Annotated in this window: 4 protein-coding genes and 1 pseudogene; all 5 read right to left on the reverse strand. The window is 60.4% G+C overall.

Translation table 11 applies throughout. From position 1 onward, the window contains the following. The 5 genes and pseudogenes from BGO89_05900 to BGO89_05920 all read right to left on the reverse strand — a co-directional run bounded on the left by BGO89_05900 (position 1) and on the right by BGO89_05920 (position 15,739). Positions 1 to 6,047, reverse strand: a pseudogene (locus BGO89_05900) (hypothetical protein). Positions 6,048 to 6,436: 389 nt separating this feature from the next. After that, entirely contained in the window at positions 6,437 to 7,642 is a 1,206-nt protein-coding gene (locus tag BGO89_05905; GenBank protein ID OJX57934.1) for a hypothetical protein, read from the reverse strand. Beyond that, positions 7,639 to 8,358, reverse strand: coding sequence for a hypothetical protein (locus BGO89_05910; GenBank protein ID OJX57935.1), 720 nt, complete (start codon positions 8,356 to 8,358; stop codon positions 7,639 to 7,641). The genes BGO89_05905 and BGO89_05910 overlap by 4 nt, the downstream gene beginning before the upstream one ends. Before the next feature lie 5 nt (positions 8,359 to 8,363). Next, positions 8,364 to 9,176 (reverse strand): hypothetical protein, encoded by an 813-nt coding sequence (locus BGO89_05915; protein OJX57936.1) that lies wholly within the window; start codon positions 9,174 to 9,176, stop codon positions 8,364 to 8,366. Continuing rightward, positions 9,173 to 15,739, reverse strand: coding sequence for a hypothetical protein (locus BGO89_05920; protein ID OJX57937.1), 6,567 nt, complete (start codon positions 15,737 to 15,739; stop codon positions 9,173 to 9,175). Before BGO89_05920 ends, BGO89_05915 begins: the two co-directional genes overlap by 4 nt. Positions 15,740 to 15,776: the final 37 nt, after the last annotated feature.

Genomic DNA, 15,776 nt, shown 5'->3' on the forward strand with positions numbered 1-15,776 from the left:
TCCGACAGCTTCGTACGCTTCTGACGCACACGGTTGCCCATCGCGTCGTACAGGTACTCGATACGGTACGTCGCATTCGTGATCTGCTTGATCTTCCCGTACGGCGTCCACACGATGCCGTTCGCAGCGATACCTGCCGCCACATCCTTGGTGAGATTACCGATCGCGTCGTAGGCGTAGTTGCCGTTCGCCTGCGTTTCATCGAGATCGTTGGTATAGGACGAGGCAGCACCGGTTGTTGCATCCACCACCTTGTCCAGCAGGTTGTTCGTACTCGCGACCATCGTATAGGTCAGGTTGTCTACACTCTGCGCACTGGCGTCCTGACGTTGTACGGTCTTCAGATTTCCATTCGGATCGTACGTGTATGCCGAACCCAATGCTCCCAGACCCGCAGGCTTGCTGTCCCACGACGTGCCGCCGGTCGCGCGGTTCACGCCCGTGTCCGCTACGATGCGGTTCAGGAAGTCATAGCCATACAGCTCCGCCAATGCCCTGGTCGGTGTACCGTTGATGTCACGGGCGCTGTGAATCCAGCCCGCGATGTTGCCGTTGTACAGACTCGTCGGCGTGTACGACCAACTATTACCCTGCTCGTACGGTGAGCCGCTCTTCACGAAGTCGTTCGCATAATAGCTCAGCGTCATCCCGAAGGCGTCCTTCGGATAGTCGCTTCCACCGCCACCATCATTACCAGGGTCGTTCGCATTGTCCAGCGACGGATGGTTGATACCCTTCAGCCAGCCGTGGATCGTGTACGCATGGTCCACACCCGACACCTTCTCCTGACCCAGTGCCATGCGCTGCAGCGGACCATGGGCATAGTACGCGTAGCCCGCATCCCGCTCCCAGATCACGCTGTCCGTGCTCGTCTTCACCTCCGTCACCCGCAGGTCCGCATCGTAGGCGTACTTCACGAAGTACCGGTCCTGATACCCGCGCTGATAGTTCATCTGCATCACCTTCCCGGTGATGAGGTCGTATTCGTAGTCCACCTTCACCGGCGACGTCATGCCGGGAAGGGCGCTCACCACCCATTCCACGTTCCCATGCGGATCGTATGAATAGTACGTCGTCACCCGGTCGTCCGTCGTACCGCTACTGCCGTCCTCGTCCGTCACCGCAGTGCTCACGCGGTTCAGCAGGTAGCGTTGCGTGAGGGAAGCATACGGCGACGGCAGCGTCGCGGCCGTCGAATACGTCGTCTCCACGTGATACGCGCCCGAAGCTGCCGATGTCAGATCGGCCAGCGTCTGGCCCGACGAGCCCGACGTCACCTCGCACGTGCGGACGATCCGTCCAAGGTCGTCGTAGTCCGTCACCGTGAACTTCCCGCCCTGGTTCGCCTTCTGCGTCACGCGAAGCTGCTGCTTGTCGTTGTACCAGAACTGCGTCACACCGCCGTCAGGAGTCTGTTCCTTCACCAGCTGACCCAGCGAGTTCCACGCGTACTTCGTCACCATCGTATGGCCTGGGCGGTTCGTACGCACGGCATTGACACCGACGAGCGGCACGAAGCCCTTCGGCGGAACGGTCTTCATGAGGCTGCCCGCACGGTCATAGTAATAGAGCGTGTAGTAGTGATACCCTTCCGTCCGCTTCACCAGCACCGTATCGCGCACCTGCTTCGGATCCCAGCACGTGCCGTTGTAGCTGATCTCCGCATCCTTCAACTGCTTCTCCAGGCACGTCCCGTAGAACTCCTCGCTGAAGTAGCCCAGAAGACGCTCCACTTCCATACGGGCACAACTCTTCGGAAGCGACGTGAACTTCGCCGGTATCTCTTCGTCCTGCACCCACCGGAAGCAGATGTCCGGACATTCCACCAGGTCGCACGACTCGCAGAGCACGACGTCGGCGCACGTATCGGGCCGTACCAGATCGCACTCGACGCGCAGGCATGGAATCACCGTGATGTTGTTCGGCGCGACGCCCATGCGGTCCACGTACTGGAACTCCCCGTTCATCACGCGGAAGTAGCCGTACTGGTCCGTGAACGTCGTAGCGTATCCGAGAACAGGATCGTGGATGCCTACGACGTCCAGTTCCGTGGCACCCGCAGCGGCCGTGCCGTTGACGATCAGCGGCGCTGCCGCACCGCGGCGCAGTTCGAGGGACCACGACGGCGCCGTGGTACCCGGAGGTGCACCGGGGACGGGCATCGACGTGATGCGGAAGCCGTAGCCGAATTCCAGACCGCACATGTCGATGATGACGTCGCCGTAGACGCGGGCACCCACCGTGGACGGCGTTTCCTTGAAGGCGGCACGTGCCAGACTGTAGATGCGCAGCATACCGCCGAGGCCGGCGAGGTTGGCTTCGAGACCGTTGACGCACGGGATGAGGGCGCCGCACGGCGTCCATTCACCGTACAATCCTGCCGGAGGCAGGATGCTGCCCATGTTCTCCTGCCAGTTGAAGACGTTGGGCGGACAGGCCACGAGCGGACGCAGGGGGTCGTTCCATGCGGCCGTACCCGTGAGGTTGGTACGACCGTAGGCCGTGTAGTAATTCGATGGCGAGTAGTATGCGTTCGTGGACGTGACCACCGACCCCGTACCCGTGAAGTACGTGGCGAGGTCGGCATTGTCGATCACCTTGCCCCAGCCATAGTTCAGGATGTCGTTGGCCATGTCCGTCAGGGCATGCGTCTGCCAGTCCAGACCTTCGTCGCGTCGGGGATCGTTCGTATACATGAGGCGGCAGATGTTGCCCACACGGCGGACGAAGAAGTGCGAGGCGCCGTACTTCTCCACGATGACGCGCATGTCGGGCACGCTCGTCATGCAGCTCGACAGCGTCGAGAACTGCGTTTCGGTCATGATGGCCTTCACGTCGAAGAGATCGGACGTCATCGTCATGGCGGCACGGAAGGACTTCAGTCGTTCGTTCAGAAGGTCGGCGATGATGTCGAGGGCGAGCGACGACGACGTGACGGCACGGCTCCCGACGGTGCATTCTGCACCCTCGGGCAGCGAGACCCGGAAGGACTGCGACGTGCGCGCTTCCTGATGACGCTTCATCTGGGCTGCCGTGGGCGACGTAAGGTTGCCTCCGACGAACGTCACCGGCGTGAGGGAACAGTCGGCCTTGCACTGGGCCACGAGGGAGTTCACGGCACAGGCGATCTGCGACTTCGTGACGTTGGGAATCGGCACCGGATCCACGACCGCCGACACACCTTCGACATAGTAGCCGGCCGCGAGATACATGGCCACGACGGAATCCCTGAAGGCCGCTTCGCGGTTCTCGCAGAGCGTTTCGCATTCGGCCTGCATGGTCTCGAGCTTCGCCGTGTAGCAGGCCTGATCACAGGTACTGGGGTCGGGCAGGGTTCCGTCCGCATCGGACAGGCCATCGGCGAGCGTCCGATAGATGGTCTTGTAGCGCGCATTCCTCAGACAGGCGGCGAGCTGGGCATAGAGAGCGTGGACGTCGTCGATGGACTGTTGCGGGAGAGTACAGCTCCACAGCGTATCCGACGCATTGTAGCCCATGTCCGTCAGACAGGCGTTCTCGTCCGCGTTGGTCGCATCATGGGGAACGACGCGCCAGGGATGCGTAAGCCACGAGTCGGGACCTCCCGTACGATCGGTGATGGCCACCTTGCCGCAGTACTTCGGTCCGAGACAGTCGATGAAATAGTCGAGCAGGTTGAAGCCGAGGCGTGGCACGTAGTAGGTGTTGCCGCCGGACGTCCTTTTCTCGAGGGCCACGGCCTTGAGCACGACCGGATCCATGAGGCTGGCCCAGCAGGCCCATACCTTGTCGCAGGGATAGCCGGCAGCGATGAGGTCGGCCATGAGCGTGTTGACCCAGCCGGTGGCTTCCGTATACGACGTGAAGAGCTGAGTGCCATCGGGCAATGCGAAGTAGGGATACGCCGTCGCCCGTTCGGCAGCGGAATACAGGGCATCGCTGCGCTTGCGCATGGAGTCGTTGCAGAACGTGCCGCATTTCGACAACATATAGCTCTCGTAGTTCAGCCCTTCCTCGCAGCCGGTGGTACACGCCACCGCAGGCAACGTCACCGTGCAGCAGTTACCCGGAAGCTCGATGGTCGCATGCCCGGACTTGTAGAGGTTGTACTTCTTCAGCATGTCGATGAAGAGCGACTCGGTGGGCGTCGACGTCGCATAGTACGCTTCGAGGTTGCCTGACGACGTACTGCCGTTGAACAACGTCCGCATCGCGTCCAGTGCCTTGGCGTCGAACGACGTCTTGATCTCGTCCTTGAAGACATCGAGCGCCACACCGCCCAGGGACGTTCCCTTCGGCGTCAGGACGCGTTCGATGGTATAGCTACCCTTCGTCAGGTTCACGGACGTCCAGTTCTTCTTGAGGCGGGGATCGTTCACGGCTTCCGCGGCACAGGCTTCCTGAACGAGGCTCCCCGTATATCCGGCATCGGTCACGACCGTATTCTCCGGCTGCTTGCGTACGGTAACGACGACGTCGTAGTCGCACGTCCGGCAGATGCTCTCGCAGGTATCCTTGTATCGATTGGCCTGCAGGCCGTAGTAGAACTCCACCGGACCGTCCTTGAGGACCGTGATCTCGTCCTGCAGGACGAGGGTGCGGCCGTCCTTCGCAACGCCACCACGGATCGTATCGATCATCGTGACGTTATTGACGTTGCCCTTGTCGTTCAGTGGATGCTGGGAGGTATTCATGGCATCGTCGTTCACGAGGCATGTGGCGATGGTTCTGCCGTTACCCAGGGCGTAGGTCACCGAGACGACGTCGTTCTGATCGGTCGTCACGATCTTCACGACGTTGTCCGGGTTCGGCGCTTCGTCGCCGAAGAGCGTCACCAGTTCGGCATCGGTGACGGACGTACGCACCGTCTTCACCGTATGCGCACCGATGGCATGGTCGGGTCCCGGAGCCGCCTGCTCGGCGGGACGCGCCAGAGGGTTGGCGTCATAGACCGTCCGCGAATACGCATAGTCGCCCGGAGACGGCAGCGTACCCGTCGTCCAGTACGTCTTCACCTGTCCCGTCATCGCCGTGGCCGTCCCGGGCTTGTCATAGTCCGTGGCCACGTAGACGTCGGCGCCACCCTTCGCGAAGGCCGCTTCATAGGCGAGTGGTGCGGTGCCGGACTTCATCGACGGCATCGTCACGAGGGCCGGACGATTGAAATTATCGAGCACGGTCTGTTGCACCATGACGCCCCCCGTGGAGGCCACGGCCTTCTGCGTCTGCACGGGCTGCAGCAGTTCCGTCGCATACGTCATCGACTCGGCGATGCCGGGCTTGCCGCCCGTGGCCTCGAACCAGGCACGCGAGAACTGCCAGTTCTTGTCCGCATCGAACTGATCGTAGTAGAAGCAGGCATAGGGATAGCTCCCGTTGACGCTGCTCACATTGGTCGCCGTCGATGTCGACGACAGGTTCACCGAAGGGGACGGCGCATCCGTCCATACGCCCCAGTTCCGGCTGTCGCCGTGGAAGTTGGGATAGAGATCGCCGATGGGACGTACGCGCCACAGGTAGTAGCCCGTGCCTTCGGCCAGCGTCAGCGTCAATGATGTAGCGTGGCCGTAGACGAGGATGGAGGCGGCCTGCGACCAGTCCACGGCCGTACTGCATTTGGCCGGTGTAGTGCTGTAGGGAGCGTGCGTGTTGTACAGGCGCAGGATCTGCACTTCGTACATCGGGAACTGGTCGGCGCACGTACCCATCGACCATGCAAGGGTGACGGGATTCGTGATGGTCGGTGCCGCGCGCACGAGCAGGGGCGTCGTCGACGTACCGTTCTTCGTGGGGTCGTCCTGCATCTCCTCCACCAGCGTCACTTCCAGCTTGACGAGCGGGCGCAGGGCCAGCGGGATACCGCTGAGGTCGATGGCGCCCATGATCTGGATGCCATACTTGTCGCGGGCTGCATAACCCGTAGAAACGGGGCAGCGCTTCGGGTGGTCACCCGAAATGTCGAACTCCGTCACGGCTTCGTTCTGGAAGACCGTCGGTGTGATGTTCAGGCTTAGTGTCCTCGTCGTAAAACCCGCTACGGTATATGCTCCACCACCTGCGTAGTACATTGGATCAACAGGTACGCTGACTGAGATGTTGTCACCGTAAATACGGTAGAGGTTAGCATCACCGTTGGCATGGAGCCTTACGCGAATCTTCGACTTCTTCACGCAGTGATACGAACACGTGGATGAGTAGACGCTCGGATAGACGTCACAGAATAAAGTGTTGCCTTCAGCTAGATCCGCAACAGCACTGCTTACTTGTGTATTGCGGTCCCGTATCTCTGCACGCTGAATATCCTCTCCATCCTTCTGTGCAAGAGCGGTCATACAGAGTAACGACAGAACCACGAATGCGGTGAACATGCGCATGATGGTAGCGGTATGGTTGACGTAGTTCATCATTTTCTTTATCACGTATTCGATCATCACGATTCGGTTCAGACAGCACGTTCCTATTTGTTCCGTGCGATACGGAAGCCCGCGGCCCATCCTGCCGGTCCTCCTCGAGTAAAGAGCCCGCGTGAATAGCTATTGAGTGTTACGAGCAAATCATTGCCACCCGATCCTCGGGTGACAAGCGAATCACTTGCAGGCAATATGATCCAACGGTCGACCTGTGGGGCTGTTGAATAGTCCTGATAGTTATCCGCAGTCACTTCATTGACGTTACCGTACATGTCGTACAGACCATACGGATTCGGCTCCTTCAACCCGACGGGCATCAGAATATTCTGTGACGGCGTATTCTGGCGAGACCATCCAAGACGGTACATGAAAGCCTTACCAGCATCCGACGATCGGTCTTCCGGCATGTCACCCAGATAGGTATGCGTCGTCGTGCCTGCCCGTGCAGCCAGTTCCCATTCGGCTTCCGTCGGCAGACGATAACCGCTCTTCGTACGGTCGAGCGTCACGGTCTTTCCGCTGATGGTGTAGGCCTTCTCGTACCCCTCCTGCATTGACAAGGCGTTGCAGAATTCGGCGATATCGACGAGGGTCATATTGTTCACCGGAAGGTCATCACCGACCTGCTCGCTCGGATTGTAATGCATGACGGCCGAGAACTGCTTCTGCGTGACTTCATACTTGCCCAGGTAGAAGGGCTTCGTGATCGTACACTGGAAGCGGGGTCTCACCATCTTCCCCGCTGCCGGCATTCCCGAATCGGCCCCCATCATGAACGTCCCCGCCGGGATTTCGATCATCTCCACCAGCGCCGTGCCGGGCTTGCGGGCGGCCGTGAACGTCACATCCTTCACGTCGACCTCTCCCGCCACGACGGAGCGCTGGATGGGATCGAAGACGAGCGTGTCGCTCGTCGGCATCACCGTATACGTACCTGCGGCCATGTCCGTGAGGACGAAGGCTCCGCTCGCATCCGTCGTCGCCGTGCGGCCGCCCGTGGCCGTGACGGTCACACCGGGAACACCGGTACCGGAGATCAGCTTGACGCTGCCGGAGATCGTGACCTTCTTGCCGGAGGGCGACGGGTTGTCATTGCTGCCGCAGGCGGCGAGCAGTGCGGCTACGACGACGAGAATCGTGAACATCTTCATGGTGTGCTCCTTCATGATACCGTAGTTCTTCATCGTGAACGTCGCGCCGTCGGCGCCACCGTTCGTCATGCGAACGGACCGAATGTCGCGATTGGGCTTCATCGTGTCTTCTTCCTGCCGCTTCGGAGATCCGTCACGCGATAGGACCTGTAGGCCGCCCGTACCGCACCGGAGGCATCGTAGACGGCCGAGAGCGCTGCGCCCCTGAGTTCCTTCGGAAGGGACGTCGACGTCGATTCCTCCAGCACCTGGAACTGCGACATGGCCTGTGCGTCGCCCGTACCGCGGTGCATCGTGAGCTCCGTGCAGGACAGCGGCTTCATCGAATAGCGGATGTCGAACATGGTCACGGCATCCTTCGGTGCGTTCGTACGTTCGAAGACCGCATGCTCCATACCCTTGGCGTCCTTCTCGCAGGTCTTCATCCGCATGTCCTTGAGCATGTCGGCCAGACCGTCTTCGAAGGATGGCAGCTTCGCCCGCTTCTTGTCCGCATCGACGATCAGGATATTCTTGCCGTCGTGGTCGACGACGATCGTGCACGTCTCGTCGGCGACCATGTCGATCTTCTTCGACGTCGTGGAGGAGCGCCTGCCGCCGGAGACGATGGTCATCGTGTCGACGACCGTCTTCTTCTTCGGTCCGGAGGTCATGCGCTGCACGAGCACGGTGCGGCGATAGAGGTTCGTCTGTTCGGCTTCCTTCGTGCGTTCCTGGAGGAACTGCCTGAGGTTCCGGGTACAGTCCCCTGCGCTTGCCGACGAGGCGGCAAGGCAGAGCGTGGTCACGAGAACGGGTATGGCGATACGCATGGACATTGGCATCATGGTTTGGAGAGCTTCTGGAGGAACCGTTGCATGAGGTAATTGTATCGTGCCATCAGGTGTTCGTAGCATCCGGCGATGCATTTGCCCGGCGGTTGGCTGACACCACAGAAGTTGCATCGCAACGGTTCGAACTGCGATATCCAGTCGATCCATACGACGTTCTCCGCGCTGGCCGGAGCATCGAAACTGACGTCGTGTTTGAAGGGATAGGCGGATGCATCCAGGTCGAGGAAGCGAAGGCCATTGCACCAGTCGCGTTCCACCCACAGGACGTTCGTACAGCAGTCATCCGACGAGCAGCCAACGATCGTGCCGGGAGCGTAAGAACCGTCACCCGTACAATCGTTCGGAGAGACGACCCTGCGCCAGCATCTGGGCTTGATGATCTTCACGCAGTGCACCCCATCCTGAACGGTCTGCGGTATGGTGGGAGCACCGATGAGTTCGTTCCTGAGCATGCCGCCGATGACGAGGGAAGCCGCCTCTTCCTGCGTCAACCAATCGCATGCAGGAGATGTCGTATTGACGATGCGATCGATCTTGACTTCATAGCAATCCCCGCAGCGCCGGGCCTTGTAGTAGATGGTGAACGAGCAGTCGGTACCGACGGATACGCTGGCGGACTGTTCGGTAACCGATGTCCACGGGATGATACCCGTCTCCTGACACGGGTCACAGGGCGTTGCATACGGTGATTCCTGCGCCATCAAGGGGTTCGTCATCATTCCCGTCACGGTCACGATAGCGACCATGACGAAGCGGAGCATGCGTGATGCGATGCGCTCATGAATCGTGGGCTTCATCATCATCGCGACTCCTTGCCGTTCTTGTTCATGAGGGTATCGACGCTGCGGCGCAGCGAGTCGAGGTCGGGCACGTTCGTCGTATCACCATCGAAGAGTCGTATCGTCCGACGCGTGGGCGAGACCTTGAGATCGAGAACGTCACCCTTGGCTCCGATCTTCGCCGGTTGTCCGGGCATGCCCATGCCGACGGGTACGGCCGGACCGTTGAAGACGCGGCGTCCACTGGCCTGCATGACGAGGGCGCCTGGCGTGATACCGCCATCGGGCATCGACCTGTTCGTGCGCGGCGTGTTGTACTGGCGTTCCTCGACGGTCATGACGCCACGTTCGGTTTCGCGCTTCCTGTAGGCGAGACGTCCTTCGGGCGTATACTGGTAGATGGAGGCGAAATGCCGGTCGTCGAACTGGGCGATCAGGCGCAGCCCCGAGTCGTAGACGTAGCACGTGGCTTCGGACGTCAGCGGCTGGATGCGGACGTCGTCCACGGCCACCGTACCGGTGGCGGCCTTCATCGTCACCACGACGGGTGTCGGCATGGCGCCGACGGTGGCATCGGAAACGGTGATCTGATACAGTACCCAGTCACCGACCCGCGCGATCTGCACCGGCGTCTGCGTCGCCCCACCGATCGTCACCGTGACGGACGCCGTCGTCATAGCCCAGTACTGCATCAGGATGCCACGATGATTGGTGCGACCTTTCTGCAACGAGGCGAGCGTCGTGGCCGACGTCGTCAGCAGACGCCCGAGCTTGCCGGTATGCGCCGATGGCGTCGTACCCGACGTCGCCCCTTCGAAGCTGTCGAAGAAGATCGTTCCCTTGCCCGCATTCTTCGCGATCATGGCCGGAAGCATGTCCGTAGTGAAGATCGCCGAGGATGGGACGGCGAGGACATCCGTCTCGGTCGTTGCCAGACCATGGTCGTCGTAGGCATCGATGGTAGAGACCAGGGTCCACGGCGCTGCTGGCGAGCCTCCGTACGGGAAGCCCGTGAAGCTGGCCGCATAGCCGTTCTCGTAATTACCACGCATCGACGGCGATGCATCGAAGACGTTGTAGACGCTGCTCTTCCACGTGTAGAATTTCTCCGGACGCCATCTGCCGCGCTTGCCGAGTTCGTAGTCGTCGTTACCGACGAGGGAGTTCGGCCAGTTGTCGCTGTACGTCACGGCGGAAGCCTTGATGACGTTGGCGAGCGGCGTGAGAGTATTCGTCGTCGCGACGGCGTTGCCGTATCGCAGGATGGAACCTGCCTGCGCATCGAGCTGCTGGGTGCGACCCGATTCGATGACGGTAAGGTAGATCTGTCCTGAAGGCGTGCCGGGAGGCCCGGAAATGCTCATTTCCCTGAGGGTGAGAATACCCGTCACCTTATCCACGGCCGTGACGTGATAGAATCGTGCGTTGTCGCCGAGCGGTGCTCCGGTGATCATACCGATACGTACGAGATCCCCTGCCGCGAGATAGGCAGCTTCCGCGATGGTCGTCAGCGTCAACGCCTGGTCGGTGCCGGGCGCACCCGTGGGCATGCTGTTGCATCGTACCGTCAGCATGTCGTTGAAGGACTTGCTGCCCATGGCCGGATTGACGAAGGATGCGGGAACGGTATACAGTTGTTGCGTATTGCTGTTGACCGACGACGTGGTGGTCTGATAGGCCTTGAACATCTCGTCGTACGAACGCACGATACATGGCCTGCCGCTCTGCGCGTCGAAGGCGAGATTCTCCTCGACGTGGACCATACCGTCGCGCATCGTGACCGTACGCTTCGGCAGGACGTTGCTCGAGACGATTTTCGTCAATGTCCGCAGGGTGAGTTGCTGCGTCGAGATCGATGCCTTCGGCATTCCGATGTGTCCGATGAACACCGGCGGGAACGGCAACTGGACGCCGACGTCGAACGGCAGGTTCACGATGGCATGTTCGTTCTTGATGGATCGGGTCTCGAGAGCCACGTCCATGTCCACACCAAGGGGCATATCGGTGATCTTGCCCGCGAAGCCCTCGGCGGCGGGTTCCAGTACCGGCACCGATGCGCCCGGGGCGTAGTATTCGAATTCCGTGGACTCGACGATGCGCCACGTTCCGGGCGTGTCGTACGTACCGCCATAGCTCGTGACGCGTTTCGGCGTACCGTGCATGGCGTTCAGTGTCACCGTATATCCCTGCGCCAGGTTCTTCGTGCCCCCGGAGACGGAGAGCGGCGATCCCGGCGGTGTGATCGGAGGAAGGTCGCTTCCGGAAGGATCGAGATCCGTTACCTCGACCTTCACCGGATAGTCCTTCGCCGTGTTGAATTCCGAAACGACGAAGCCTGGCGCCGACGTGAGCGTGTGCAGGATGGGACGCGTGACGACGCGGCCGTAGATCAGTTGTGGCGACGGATAGGCATTGGCGCAGAGCGGACCTTCCATCTGTTCCAGATCGTCGCCCGAGGCCAGCCTGTCGACTTCGTTCTTGTCGTTGCGGCCGACGAGATAGGTCGTCAAGGCCGACTCGTCCCTGATCTCTCCCGGTTCGTTGGATACCACGCCGCTCGATACGGTACGGCCATCGACCGTGGTTTCATAGAGATACTCGTTGCCGTACATCGCCGCCGTTCCGGTCTCGATGCCGGCATCGTACATCACGATGCGCTTGACGCGGACGCCGACTCCGCGCTTGGAGCCGCAGGGAATACGGATGTAGGAGAACTTGTTGACCGGACGCAGGGGTTCGTTCTGGAACAGTGCTTCGATGTCGTCGATGTCCTTGTTGATGCCGCCGGCACTCTGCAACATCGCATTCATCAGTCCTTCGTCGGGAACGCCTACTTCGGCAGGCAGCAGCCATTTCGCATCCGGCAACGTCATGGACCGGGACATGTTTCTGTACTGGAACCGTCGGCCGTATTGCGATTTGCGCGTGACGTTGGGAGCGTAGCCGAGGCGGTGGGTGAGGGCGAATTCCTTCGCCAGATCGTTCGGCGTATAGTCGTCGTTGAATCTGATCCCAACGCGATTGTCCGTGCCCGATGGCCACGTCACGACGTCGGCTTCCGACACATCGCTATGGCCCGTGATGTAGTCCACACCGGCGAAGGGAAACTCTGTATCCGTCGGTTGTACGGGCGATGGCTGGACCCTGGCGAGGAACTTGAAGTAGATGCGATGACGATATCTACGGATGTAGTCCTTGATCCTGTCGGCGACTTCGACAGCGCTCATGTTCAGACCGCTGACGTCGGAGTCGAGCTTCAGCTCGTAGACGTCGCTTCCGCCCACGCTCTCCACACCCTTCAGTTGCACGAAGGCCATGGCCGGTTGATCCTGGACGAAGGAGTAGCTGTTGGCTTCGTACTGCACGTGGATCTCGCCACCCGAAGGAAGGCGTATGACCTTGAGCTGCCATGCGGCAGGATCGAAGCCTCCACCACTTGCCTGCCGTTGATCGAGATGCGACAGGAAGGATCGGGCGGCATCGCCGCCGTCGGACCGGTACATGCCCCATGGATCGACGGCGATGGGATCGTACTTCGGATTCTGGATCGCAAGCGTGTTCTTCAGGTAGTCGGCATCGCCCGGAGTGGCGTGACTGAAGCCATGGCCATATTCCCGTACGGCCGTCAACTCCGATCGGCCCTCGATCTCGTCCGGATACGCATTCTTCGCATTGTCGCGGTAGAGGTATTCGAATTCGTACGGGGCGATGTCGGCGCGTTTCGCCGCACCGAAGTCTGTCCACACCCGCTTCAGCGTCAGCTTCCCGAACCGCCGGGCATTCATCCGCGTAGCGGTGTGATTCGCATCGACCTCGTCGCTCGTGAACATGACGGAAGAATTGAGACGTCCCGGAGCGGAATAGACGGTATCCCAGAAATCCGAACTGACGACGGGTACTTCCTGCTCGAGTACTGGATCCCATTCCGTCTTCTTCACGAACGCTTCGGCACGGGCTTCCTGGAGTTCGTAGGTGTATTCGAGGTTGACGGTCTGCAGGACTTCATAACCGCCGGGTTTCTTCGCCACGAGGACGATCTTCTCGAGGTACTCGCTCTTGTTCTTCCTCGCAAGACCCGTTCCGACCGGATCGGCCGGATCGCTCCACGGGTTCCATGGCGATCGTGCCCCGCCGAGCAGTTTGCCCATCAGACCGGCATGCTGGCTTCCGGCATAGAGCGCGGGAAGCAGTTGCTTGTCCTGCCATTCGGCCGATACCGGCTCGTCCTTGGCATAGTCGCCCGTTTCGTTATACGCTTCCCAGGCATCCCGGCGCTCGGCCTGCGATCCCGTCAACGGCAGGTCGGGACCGTTGCCGGATGGAATCGACAGGTTCGTCTTGTTCGTGACGAAGAAGGCGATATGCGTCTTCGTTTCGATCCTCTGCAGATAGTACAGTTCGCGATAACCGGAGGAAACGGAGGCACGATCGTCCGTTCCCGTCGTATGACTGCCCGGATGGTAGTGGAATCCCGAATACGGAATACGCCAGCGATACCATCCCTTCTTCTGCCCCATCGTACCACCGGCAGCCTTGCGATAACCGAACGTCGTCCATCCTCCCAGGTCGTCGCTCGTAGGACCGTCGTTACCGAGGTCCACGTAGTCGGACGTATGGACTTCCGTGAGCAGATGACTGCTCGCATACGGGACCCTGCGATACGTGCCGGCAACCTGTGTCGTCTTGTCGTTGAGGCTGAGCGTCTTGTCGTGCGTGAACCTGTTCCAGAACGTATAGCCCGGGTTGTCGTCCGATACCCGCCTTCCCATGAACTGCAGGTTGCGTTCATCGCACGAGTAGACGGGTAGACCGTAGACGTACTTCGTTCCTGACGACGTCGTCATGGCCATCTCGCCGATACGATGCTTGAAGTTGTCCCTGCCGGTCAGTCCGTCGCTACGGATGACGCCCTGCCCCGGCTTCAGCACACTGGCGCCCAGCGACAGATCGGCGTTCCTCGTCAGCCCTGTCGTCTTCGATGACGTCGAGCTCGGCCGCTGGAATCTCGTCATCTCCTCGTTCGTCCGGAACTGGATCGTCGTCGACGACCGGGGACGATAAAGGTTCGAGGACGCGTCGTTGATCCGTCCGTTGGTATAGACACCGGTCATATAGTCGGTACCGGTGTTGAACGCGCTTTCCGGTGCGGTGGATGGATAGTAGAGGATCCTGTCGGCCGGATCATTGCTCATGCGGGCGAAGACGCCGTTGAGCCTCCTGTCCATACCTTCATGACGATAGTTCGCGCCGATGGTCGCTCCCTCCTTGATCGTCGTGACGTCGTAGCCGATGCCGATCGCCGTCGTGCCGAAGGCGATCTTGTCGATGGACAGACCGGCCTCGAGGTCGACCTTCCCCGTGACCTTCGTACTTACGGTATTCCTCGGACGGTAGGCACCGGGTTTCGTCTGCCACAGACGGAAGATGCCCGATGCTCCATTCCCCGACGCGGAGAAGATATCGTATCCCGAATAGGCCGGCGAGATGTACTTGTCGCGCGTGTTGAATGCCGATTCGCTCTGGACGGAATAGTCCATGGCGACGACGGCACTGTCCGTGCCGAGCAGATTCGCCTTCTGATACATGTATCCGTATTCGTTGACGCCGGTATTGGCCGGTCCGCTACCATCCGGATTGGCGCCATTGGTGAATCTCCGGACGCTATAGGTACCGCGGGCACCACCGTGACCACCTGCAACGATGGGCAGACCCGGAATGGCGACCGTCGCTCCGAAGTTGATCAGGTAGTCTTCACCCGAATACTGTACCGGATTCGTGGGCGTCGATGACGAATAGATCGACGTCTGGGTGATGTAGTTGGCCACGCCGCCGAACATCGTCGCCTGGGTGCTGGCGCGCTCGGAGCCACGCTTGCTGATCCCTTCCTCGATGACGCGGTGCCAGCCCGAGATCGACGACGTTTCCTTGCTCTGTTGCGACTTGCTCTTCTCCGCCGACCAGTCGGAGGCGACCGTCGAGAAGATATTCGCCCAGTTCGGTCTGATGCCGTAGCGCATACGGCCGTTCTCGCGCCGGAGATCGAGCGAAAGCATGTTGCCGACGCTCAATGATATCCCGCTCGCGATGCTGTAGCCGGCACGCGTATTGTACGTCACGGCACGTTCGAATTCGAAGACATCGACACTGGCGACCTGAGGCTTGACGGTATTGCCCACGGAGTAGGTCTCGTCCATGGGTTGACTATGGTACTGGATGACCCTGTCTCCGTTGATGTCGTCGGGTATACCGCGCACGTTGCGGTTGATGGCTCCCGCGTTCAGCGTCCAGCCGTATCCTACCCACGATGCGTCCTCTTCCACTCCCACGTTGGAGTGATAGGACAGCGTAAGCGGATAGGTGCTACCACCCGGACCCGGCACCTGGACAATGGGAATCGAATAGCTGAAACCACCCGTGGCCTCGTTCACGAGCCCCGTCGTACCCACCGGTTCGAAGCCGGAGAACTCCGGCTGTGACGGACCCGATGTGAGGGCGCTGGCCACCGTGGGCGCCAACGCTTCGAGTGCGAATACCAGCATGACCGTCCATGCCGTACACCGACCATACCAACCGTTTGTATGAAGCATCGTATCGACTATCGTGAATGGCGTTGAATCTCTCGTT

It is taken from the genome of Candidatus Kapaibacterium thiocyanatum (genome assembly GCA_001899175.1).
GTDB classification, from domain to species: domain Bacteria; phylum Bacteroidota; class Ignavibacteria; order Kapaibacteriales; family Kapaibacteriaceae; genus Kapaibacterium; species Kapaibacterium thiocyanatum.

Excerpts from the sequence above, each read along its gene's own strand:
- BGO89_05920 (OJX57937.1), bottom strand. The coding sequence starts at position 15,739 with ATGCTTCATACAAACGGTTGGTATGGTCGGTGTACGGCATGGACGGTC.
- BGO89_05905 (OJX57934.1), bottom strand. The coding sequence starts at position 7,642 with ATGAAGCCCAATCGCGACATTCGGTCCGTTCGCATGACGAACGGTGGC.
- BGO89_05910 (OJX57935.1), bottom strand. The coding sequence starts at position 8,358 with ATGTCCATGCGTATCGCCATACCCGTTCTCGTGACCACGCTCTGCCTT.
- BGO89_05915 (OJX57936.1), bottom strand. The coding sequence starts at position 9,176 with ATGATGATGAAGCCCACGATTCATGAGCGCATCGCATCACGCATGCTC.